Origin of the sequence: Acidovorax sp. HMWF018, assembly GCF_003061035.1 — a bacterium.
Taxonomy (GTDB): Bacteria; Pseudomonadota; Gammaproteobacteria; order Burkholderiales; family Burkholderiaceae_C; genus Acidovorax; species Acidovorax delafieldii.
The window spans coordinates 1-9,712 of sequence record NZ_QAIM01000058.1 but is presented as its reverse complement, the minus strand read 5'-3'; the positions used below and the strand labels follow the sequence as shown (position 1 = coordinate 9,712).

The 9,712-nt window shown below is 65.5% G+C and carries 7 protein-coding genes, 1 tRNA gene and 1 other RNA gene; 2 read left to right on the top strand and 7 right to left on the bottom strand.

Annotated elements, in window-relative coordinates; all coding sequences use genetic code 11:
• From DBR23_RS02150 to DBR23_RS02140, 3 genes are all read right to left on the bottom strand, one after another.
• The coding region (locus DBR23_RS02150; RefSeq protein ID WP_108497162.1) for a hypothetical protein at positions 1–665 on the bottom strand (665 nt) is incomplete at its 3' end.
• A 9-nt stretch (positions 666–674) separates the two neighbouring features.
• On the bottom strand, positions 675–1,808 hold the full coding sequence (locus tag DBR23_RS02145; RefSeq protein WP_199227611.1) for a slipin family protein: 1,134 nt from the start codon (positions 1,806–1,808) through the stop codon (positions 675–677).
• 296 nt (positions 1,809–2,104) lie between these two features.
• Positions 2,105–2,177 (bottom strand) — tRNA-OTHER (locus tag DBR23_RS02140).
• A gap of 343 nt (positions 2,178–2,520) precedes the next feature.
• On the opposite strand from DBR23_RS02140, the gene rtcR reads away from it, so the two are divergent.
• On the top strand, positions 2,521–4,155 hold the full coding sequence (gene rtcR, locus DBR23_RS02135) for an RNA repair transcriptional activator RtcR (RefSeq protein ID WP_108497161.1): 1,635 nt from the start codon (positions 2,521–2,523) through the stop codon (positions 4,153–4,155).
• A 10-nt stretch (positions 4,156–4,165) separates the two neighbouring features.
• Positions 4,166–4,505: RNase P RNA component class A (gene rnpB / locus DBR23_RS02130), an RNA gene on the top strand.
• A gap of 66 nt (positions 4,506–4,571) precedes the next feature.
• On the opposite strand, the gene DBR23_RS02125 is transcribed toward rnpB, so the two are convergent.
• The 4 genes from DBR23_RS02125 to DBR23_RS02110 all read right to left on the bottom strand — a co-directional run.
• The gene (locus DBR23_RS02125; RefSeq protein ID WP_108497160.1) at positions 4,572–5,795 is read right to left on the bottom strand and encodes a M48 family metallopeptidase; all 1,224 of its coding nucleotides are present in this window, start codon (positions 5,793–5,795) and stop codon (positions 4,572–4,574) included.
• 2 nt (positions 5,796–5,797) lie between these two features.
• Positions 5,798–7,063: a YjgN family protein gene (locus DBR23_RS02120; RefSeq protein WP_233250231.1), complete on the bottom strand. Its 1,266-nt coding sequence runs from the start codon at positions 7,061–7,063 to the stop codon at positions 5,798–5,800.
• A gap of 334 nt (positions 7,064–7,397) precedes the next feature.
• The gene (locus tag DBR23_RS02115) at positions 7,398–8,192 is read right to left on the bottom strand and encodes an rRNA pseudouridine synthase (RefSeq protein ID WP_108497158.1); all 795 of its coding nucleotides are present in this window, start codon (positions 8,190–8,192) and stop codon (positions 7,398–7,400) included.
• A gap of 31 nt (positions 8,193–8,223) precedes the next feature.
• A partial coding sequence (locus DBR23_RS02110) for an MBL fold metallo-hydrolase (RefSeq protein WP_108497157.1) occupies positions 8,224–9,712 on the bottom strand: 1,489 nt, incomplete at its 5' end.

The following is a 9,712-nucleotide window of genomic DNA, read 5'->3' as shown; positions in this document are numbered from 1 at the left end:
GCGGGCCTGTTCAGCCATTCCTCCATGGTGCGTTTGTATTCGACCTCATCCGTGGCAAACGCATTGCCCATCTGGTTGGCATTCCACACATAGTCCCAATAGCACGCGTCCACAAAGTTCAGGGTCGATACGTCGCTTTCGCAGTCCAGCCAGTGTTGCAGCAGGGGCTCCAGCGGCACTCGGGCATAGGACCACATGAGCAAGATGGAGAACGCGTTATCGCCCTGAAACAATGCATCGCTGGCTGCAGGCCACTCCTCCAACCCCTGTGCAAAGTACGCCAGCGCAAAGCCTTGCAGCGCAGATTGTTCGGCCGTTGAAAACGATCCGGCCTCGCACCGACCCAACCGGTCCAGGTACAGCTCGGTGGAGTGGTGCAGCCGGGCACCTTCGGCGAGCAGTTCCAGCAGCCGTGGAGCCAGGTATTTGATTTCATCCGCGGGCTGTACCTGGCTCTTGGCCGAGTCGTTGTACTCGTAGAAGTGCTTCTCCGTCAGTTGGCGCAGCGGCAGGCGTCGCATTTCGCGCTCCAGCTCAGCATCCATGCAGCAGGCGGTACAAACGTCCAGCAGGCCATGCGGTGCGTCGTAGCGTGCAAAGGCCTGGTAGACCGCCTGTGTGGCGACTTCCAGCGGCGTACCCCTGGGGGTTGATTGCTTTTTCATAGTGTTCTTTCATCTCATCCTCACCAGCCCATTCAGCACCTGGTCCAGGCCGCCGAAGACGGAGATCTTGTCGATCCGCTCGGCCACACGTTCGAGCGTCTCCAGCTCCTTCATGCGCAGGGCGACGGGGTTGTCCTCCATCACCTTGGCGGTGTTGAGCAGCGAGCGCGTGGCGGCGGTTTCCTCGCGGCGGCGGATCACGTTGGCCTCGGCCTGCTTCTGGGCTTGCACCACCTGGGTCAGGATGGTTTTCATCTCGCCCGGCAGCACGATGTCCTTCACGCCCACGCTTTCCAGCTGCATGCCATAGGGCAACAGCTTGGCGGCCATGTGTGCGGTCACCACGTCGTCGATCACCGTCTTGTTCTCCAGCAGCTCATCGAGCGTGCGGGTGCCCACGGCGGCGCGCAGCGCAAACTGCAGCTCGCGGTACAGGTGGTCGGCAGGCTTTTGCAATTGGGCAAAAGCGCGCAGCACATCGGTGTAGCGGTAGGTGGCGCACAGGTTCAGGCGCAGGCTTACCTTGTCACGGGTCATGATGTCCTGGCCTGACACCTCCACGGCTTGCAGGCGCAGGTCCACCAGCTCCACGGCCACAGTGCGGCCATATTTCCAGAAGGCGTAGGTGCCAGCCGTGAGCAGGCGTTCCACCTTGCCGTCCACCGTCAGCAGGCCGCACTGGCCCTCGGGCACCTGCACCTGCAGCACACCGGCCAATCCGGTCACGCTGCGCTGGCGCAGCTGGGTTTGCGTCAATCGCGCCACCAGTGCGGCAGGCAGTTCGGCGCCCGCTTGTAGGTCCACCACCTGCACGCTCACATCCACCAAGCCTTTCCAATAAAGACGGCGGGTGCCAGGGGGCAAGATTTCGACCAGCACACCGTTTTCACTGCGCAGGCCCACTTCGGTTTCCGACAGGCTCACCTGCACAAACTCGGCCGCAACCACGGCGGGCTCCTGCGCCATCAGGTACTCGGCCAGGCCGTGGGTGAAGGCGGGTTGCTCCAGGGCGAAGGTCTCCACGCGCAACTGGTCGGTACCCGCAAACAGCCAGTAGGTGCCGCTGCGCAGCACGCGGTCAAAGCTGCCGTTGCGCAGCAGCAGGGCGCGTTCGTTCTTCTTGACGGTGGCGCGTTGGAACATCTTTATCAGCATCTCTTTTTCCTCTCTCTTCTTCGTTGTCGTATCGGGTTGCCGTTACAGCGATGGCGGGGTGCCAGGGGGCGCAGCCTGGGCCGTGCAGTGCGCCGTGGTGGCTGCCCCCATCCCCAGCGGGAAGGGCGGCAGCGCGGCTGGCTGCGGGCGCGGGCTGTGCCGGGTGCTGGCACAAACCGCCACCGGCTGACGGGGTGAGTCCCTTGCGGTTGCAGCGCAACCTCGGGGCCTCTCCCCGCGTTCGGCGGGTGGTCTTTCGACCGGTACTTCCAATCAAGGTCTTGCGACCGTGGGCAGGAATCGAACCTGCGACAACCGCCTTGCGGCGGGGCTCTACCAGACTGAGCTACCAGTGGTGGCACGTCTGGAGTCGAACCAGACACTTCCTTTCGGAGTGGTCACCACGACCGTGCCGCTACCCAGCGTTGGCGATGTGCGGCATGCAGAACATCAACAGAACCCGAAGGCCCCGGACGCCCGGCACCGGTGGGGCGAACATTTGTCCTAACCCCGACCTGTGAGCGGTCACCGCTTGCGCTGGATGCCTCTTCTATTGCCAGATGTGTGCCAGCTTGCAATGCAAGTCGTTAGGTGTGCGCAAGTTGTTGATTTGTAAGGGGGTATTTCCTGTTGGGTGAAATTGATTGGGCGCTTGGATATCAAGATAACTAGAATGAAAGCTAGTTAAATAGATAAAAATTTGCGAAAAGACAAGGTGGTCATCGGGTTCCTGGGCACTCAGCTGGACTCTGGCAAGGGCGCTGGCCGGTGGGAGAAATGGCGCCCCACCGTGTCCCTGGTGCAGCATGAGGACGTGGTGATCGAACGGCTGGAGCTGCTCTACACCCCGCCGCACCGCGAGCTGGCCCAGCAGGTGCGCGCGGACATGGCCACCGCCTCGCCCGAAACCACGGTGAACCTGGTGCCGCTGCCCATCGCCGATCCGTGGGACTTTGGCGAGGTCTATGCCCAGCTGTACGACTGGACGCAGGCCTACCGCTTCGACACCGAACGCGAGGAGTACTGGACCCACATCACCACCGGCACGCACGTTGCGCAGATCTGCCTGTTCCTGCTGGTGGAGTCGCGCCGCATTCCGGGTGTGCTGGTGCAAACCTCGCCCCCCAAGCGCCAGCGCATCGGCGACCCGGGCAGCTACACGCTGATCGACCTGGACCTCTCACGCTACGACGTGATTGCGCAGCGCTTTGGCGCCGAGCAGCAGGACGCGGTCCAGTTCCTCAAAAGCGGTATCGCCACGCGCAATGCGCGCTTCAACGCGCTGATCGACGAGGTGGAGCGGGTGGCGGTGCGCTCGCGTGCGCCCATCCTGTTCACCGGGCCCACGGGCGCGGGCAAGTCGCACCTGGCGCGGCGCATGTACGAACTGAAGAAAGCGCGCCACCAGGTGGAGGGCGAATTTGTGGAAGTGAACTGCGCCACGTTGCATGGTGATGGCGCCGCGTCCACCCTGTTCGGCCACAAGAAAGGTTCGTTCACCGGCGCGGCGGCCGACCGCGCGGGCCTGCTGCGCACGGCGCACAAGGGTGTGTTGTTCCTCGACGAGATTGGCGAGCTGGGCCTGGACGAGCAGGCCATGCTGCTCAAGGCCGTGGAAGAAAAGCGTTTCTACCCCCTGGGCAGCGACCGCGAGGTGGAGAGTGACTTCCAGCTCGTGGCTGGCACCAACCGTGACCTGCGCACCGAGGTGGCGGCAGGGCGATTTCGCGAGGACCTGTTTGCGCGTATCAACCTCTGGAGCTATGTGCTGCCGGGCCTGGCCCAGCGACCCGAAGACATCGAGCCCAACGTGGAGCACCTGCTGGTGCGTGCGGGCACGGAACTGGGACGCAGCGTGCGCTTTTCCAACGAAGCACGCGCCGCCTACCTGCGCTATGCCCAGTCGCCCGAAGCGTTGTGGAACGGCAACTTTCGCGACCTCTCGGCCAGCGTGGCCAGGCGTGTCACGCTGGCTGACAGCGGTCGCATCGGCCTGCCCCTGGTCGAGGCCGAGATCGCCCGCCTGCGCTGGCTGTGGCAGCCCGCCAGCGATGCGCGCAGCGGGCTGGCATCTGCAACAGGGACGGTGGGACGCGACGAACTCGCGGCCCTGCTGGGCGCCGAGGCGGTGGAATCCATGGACCTCTTCGACCAGCTCCAACTGGCGGCGGTGCTGCAGGTCTGCCGCCAATCGCGCACTTTGTCGGACGCGGGGCGCCTGCTGTTCCAGGCCTCGCGCACGCAGCGCTCGGTGGTCAATGACGCGGACCGGCTGCGCAAGTATCTTGTGCGCTTTGGTCTGGACTGGGATCGCGTCGCGGCCACTGGGCGATAATCCCACCCGTGAAGCACGCCAGACCGCCGCTGGTGCAATCTGGGAAACCAGGCACTGGAGGAACGTCCGGACTGCACAGGACAGCGTAGCAGCTAACGGCTGCCCACCGTGAGGTGAGGATCAGAGCAACAGAGACGAGTCCCGGGGGAGTGCCGCAAGGCAAACCACCGGGGGTGAAACGGGCAATCTCTACGCGCAGCAATACCAAGTAGGCCAGCGTTGATGTGGTTCCGCAGAGCTGGCGGGTAGGTAGCACCGAGCCGTGGTGGCGACACCCGGCCCAGATTAATGGCGGTCACACTGCGGGCAACCGTGGTGCACAGAATCCGGCTTATCGGCGTGCTTCACACTTTATTTCCACCCCGACTCGCCAAGGGTCGTGTGGTGAGCACGCCGCCCCTGTGGCGCGGCTGTGTTCAGTTTTTTGCGCAATGGGGTGCTTGCCCCCGTTCCAGCTCTGTCGCACGCTCCACCGTGTCGGGGTGGCTGCTCAGCAGCGACCAGACAGGGTGCGAGCCGATCTCCTGAGCCACCTTGCGCTGGCGCGCTGCATCGGGTGTGCTGGCCCCGGAGGAGGGCGCCGATGCCGAGGTGGTCGGGCCCTTGCCCCGGTCTTTTTTCTGGGCCTCTTCGTTGTCCTCATCGCGCGCAATCGCCAGCAGCAGCTGGCCCATGGGCGCTGTGGGCAGTGCGGCGTGGCGCATGACGGCGATGGCGTAGCAGTCGGCCTCGCGCTCATGGCTGCGGCTGTAGGCCAGGCCGGTCAGCAAGGATGCACCCGTAGAAACGATGCCGGACACATCGCCCAGTGCCAGCCCCAGGCCCATGTTGAGCACGCCCTGCTGCACCACCATGCGCGTGGTGTGGCGCTGCACCACGTGGCCGACCTCGTGGGCCAGCACGCCCACCAAGGCGTTGTCGTCTAGGCCCTTGTCGGCCGCTGCCTTCACGATGCCGTCGGTCATCACGATCTTGCCGCCGGGCAGCGCAAAGGCATTGGCACCCATGCCGGATCGGAACTCCAGGGACAAAGGCGGCCGGTAGCCGGAGTAACGCTGCAGGCCAGGGGGCGTTTGCTGCACCAGGACATCAAAACGCGCCTTGAGCTGGTCTTGTCGCGCCGAAGGCAGCTTGCTGGGCTTCAGGGTGCCGTTGTCCATCTGCTGGAGCACGTTCTCGGCCACGCTGGTCTCCCAGCTGATGGGCACAAACCGCGTGAGCTGCGTGGTCGCCCAGGGTGTGCCGTAGCGGTAGAACAGCGTGAGGCCAATGACGGCGGCGGCCGTCACGCCCAGCAGCACGGGCCAGCGGGTCTGCATGCGTTGTGCGATGCCGGGGCGCTCGCCCGCTGCTGCCAGGGCAGCGCGCCACTCGGCCACGGCGTCGATCTCGACGCTGCCGTGGTCGCGCAGATCCACCACCACGCGGGGCTGGGGTTTGCGCTCGTTCCAGGCCTCGGGCCAGCCCACCTGTTTCCAGGCAAAGACCACAGGCTCGGGCCCGGGCTGCGAGAGCGGGTGCAGCACCAAGGAGGGGCCTTGCGGCGTGGGTCGCAGGCTCACCACCACGGGCCGGGCCTTGCTGCTCTGGCCATCGAACCAGCGCCCGGGGACGAGGGCTGGGTGCGCAGATGCTGACATGTTCAACCGATAAGGTCGAGGCCAGCCGCATCCGCCAGGGCATCGCCCAGGCCCCCCTGCTGCTGGCGCACCATGGCACCGGTCACCTGCTCCACGCCGCCCTTGACGTGCAGGGTGACGGACTCGCACTTCATGCGGTATTCGCTGACCAGCGCAAACGGGCGGTACAGCCCCAACGTCAGAAGGGTAAGCAGCATGTTCTTGATGCGCAGCCACACGTAGCGGCCGCTCTTGAGGTGGCACTTGAAGCGGGCCACGTGGCTCACGCCGATGTTGTTCCACATCAGCTGGAACATGCGTGCCTCGCGGTATGCGCGGGCCGGTGCCGACGCCAGGATCAGCATAAAGATGCCCGCGATGATGGACACGATGATCACCACAAACATCCACAGGCCCAGGCGATCGCTCTGGCTGGCCACCAGGGCGATGGAGCTGCCTGCGAGGATGCCGATCAGCGCCGAGAACCCCACCACGCACAGGATGAACACAGCCACGGTGGCCATCCACACCTTGACGAAGTCCATGTACACCGGCTTCCAGCGGCCTCGCTCGGCACCCACCTGGGCCTTGAGCACCAAGAGGCTCTTGAAGTTGTATTCGGTGCGGATCACGCACAGCACCGACAGCACCAGGCCCAGCAGTACCAAGCCGCCCATGGCGGGCGTGAAGCGGGGCATGGGTTGTTTCTTGCCCTCTTCTTCGATGGCCTCCAGCGCCTGGGCCAGGTCGGGCGACAGCAGCTGCAGACCATAAAACACGCCAAACCACACCAGCGCCAGCGCAAACACAGGCCAGCTGGCGATGTAGACCTCTTTCCAGCTGGCAGTGAACTGCAGTCGCAGCCCGCGCCACCGCGTGGCCCCCAGGCGAAACCGCATGGCGCTGGCCCAGATGAAGGGCGCCAGCGCCGCGCCCGCCAGCAGGAACAGGCCCACCGCCGTGTCCTGCCCGGTGTTGGCGGCCAGGTTGTAGGCAATGGTCAGCAGCATCAGCAGCACAAAGCCCATCACCATCTTGCGTTGCTGCGCGGTGAATTCGAGGGGGCTGCCGGCCACCAGCGTGTGGCTGTAGAAATACTGGGCGGTGCGGCGGCGCGCCCAGGGGGTGTAGATGCCCAGCGTGACGATGGACAGCAGCACGTTGACGATCCAGACCCGGAAATACTCGCCCCCGCTACCCGTGAACTCGAGCGGGTGGGCGTCGATATTCATCGGCATGAAGGTGGACATCGGCCCCGCAGCGCCACCAGACGATTGGTTTGTGTTCATGAACTCCCTCCAGAGTGCTGCGCAGTGTAGCAGCGGTGCGGATCGAAGGAATTCAAATGAAAAGGGCTTGAAGCGCTTGTTGTAAAAGCGCTGGTAGCTATGTTTTCAGGAGCATATGTGCTTGACTTGTCCGGTGCGCATCGGCAGGGTGCGGCTGGGCCCGCAAGCCCTTAGGGCAACGCTGAACAAGTCCTCGCGCACCGCGCACCCCTGCTTTGGGCGGTCTGCCGCGTTGCAAATCCTCGCGATAGCTACGGCTATCGCTGTGGTTTGCGCCTTGCATCCCATCCCAAATCAGGGCGCGCGCCACTGCGGGGACTTATTCAGCGTTGCCTTAGAACTTCTCCCAAGGCTGCAGGTAGCGCCACTGCCCCTCGGGCACCTTGGCCAGCGGCACGCGGCCGATGCGGATGCGCTTCATGCCCACCACCGTCAGGCCCACCGCCTCGCACATGGCCGGGATCTGGCCCGGGCGGATGCCCTTGAGCGCAAAGCGCAGCTTGGTTTCGTTCTGCCAGCTCACCTTGATGGGGGGCAGGGGGCGGCCATTGAACGTGAGGCCATGGCACAGGCGCTGCAGGCCATTGGGCGCGATGTCGCCCTTGACCTCGACGATGCACTCTTGCTCTAGCGACTCGATGTCTTCGGCCAGCTTGCGCGCGATGCGCTTGTCTTGCGTGTACACCACGAGGCCGCTGGCCTCGGTGGGTAGCGGGGTGAAGCATTCGAGCTGCTTGAAGTGGCGCTGCAGCACGCGGATGCCCGAGGCGTCTTCCGGCAGGTGGGACGCCGCGCTGAGCAGCGTGAGCGCCTGTTGCGCACCCTGACTGCGGCTGGCGTGGGCCGCCTGCCCGGTGGGGGCGCCCGGCAGGCCCAGGCCGGCTTCAAACCCTGCGGGCTTGTGCAGCAGCAAGGTCACTGGGGTCAGCTCCAGCAGGCTGGCATCGGGTGCAACCGTCACGGCCTGATCGGGGCGCACGCGCGCGCCGGGGGCTTCCTCGATCTGGCCGTCCACGCTCACAAAGCCGCCCTCGATGAATTGCTCGGCCGTGCTGCGCGAGCAGCTCAGCTGTTCGGCCACGCGTTTGGCCAGGCGGATGTGGGTGGGGTCAGGGTTCTTGTCGGTCATTGAATGAAGGCGGTCTTGGTGTTCTTGTGGCTCAGTTGTTGCCGGGTTGCAGCGAGCGAATGCGCTCCACATGCGCCAGCAGCGAGCGCTGGGCCACGGGCCACATGCGCTGCGGTACGTCGTCGTACGCGTGGCGCACCCAGTCGTCCATGCTGCCCTGGGGCAGCGCCTGCATGGCGGCCAGCACCTTGGCCTCGCGCGCCAGGCGGTGGGCCCTGAGCTTGGCGATGGCATTGCGGGCACCGAGGACCGGGCCCCCCAGCACGTAGCCATGCGCGGGCAGGATGAACTCCACGCTGTGCTCGGCGCACACGGCATCCAGCCGGTCCAGCGAATCCAGGTAGTCGGCCATGTTGCCGTCCGGCGGGTCGATCACCGTGGTGCTGCCGTTCAGGATGTGGTCACCACTGAACAGCAGCGCGTCTTCCACCAGCAGCAGGCACAGGTGGTTGGCCGCATGGCCTGGGGTGTGGATGACCTGCAGGGTATGGGTGATTTTGCCTTCAGGTGCTAGTCCCTCAAGCACGAGTAGCTCATTATTTTGTAGCGCCCGGTCGGGAGTGAACTGGCTGGCCGCGCGGGCCGTGGGGGCCGACGGCAGGCCCAGAACGGGCGGGCGCGCCTTGCCGGCCTGCACACACATCGCCTGCAGCGGCGCCGCGCCGGGAGAATGGTCGGCGTGCGAGTGGGTGCACACAATCATGCGGATGTCGCCCCCCGCTGCACGCCAGAGCTTGTCCAGGTGCTCGGCGTCGGCCGGGCCAGGGTCGATGGCGATGAAGCCCGTGGCCGGGTCGCCCACCAGATAGCTATTGGTGCCAGGGCCGGTCATCACGCCGGGGTTGGGGGCGGTCAGGCGCATCACGTTGCGCAGCAGCGGCACGGGGCGCTCAGTCTGCCAGTCCAGTGGGTGCACGATCTGCCCGTCGGGGCAGACCAGCGCCAGCTCGCCAAACGGCATTTCGTCCTCCATGTAGCGCGCTTCCTTGCCTGCCAGCAGGCCGGCGCGCGGGCAGCTGACCCACAGGGGCTGCTCGTGCGCCACGGCGTCCAGCACCGCCTGGGTGCTAGAAAATTGTGCCAGGCGCTGCAGCGTGCGGATGGTCGGGAAGATCATGAAGAACTGCCCCGCCTCGTGCCGCGCCAGCGCGTCGGCAGGGCGCACCCACACGGGCTCGAACTGCTCTGCCTCGTCGGCCACGGGCTCTTGGCCCTCGGGCATGCGGGCCACCAGAAAGGGCACTTCAAAGCGGCGCGCCAGGTCACGGTCGGCCGTCCAGTGGGCCAGCAGGTACACCCCATCGGCCGCCAGGCGCAGTCCGCGTGCGGCGCACTGTGCGGCAAACGGCTGGTGGCGGTCGATGGCGGCAATGTCCTGCGCATCGGCCATCTGCCCTTGGCGGGGGCCTTCTGCATGGCGCGCCAGCAATACGCCCAGCTCTTCAAAACTCTCGCGGATGGCGGCAATCGCCTGGGTGAGGTGCTGGTCGCTTTGGGTGGGGCGGCGGTCGGCGGCGGCG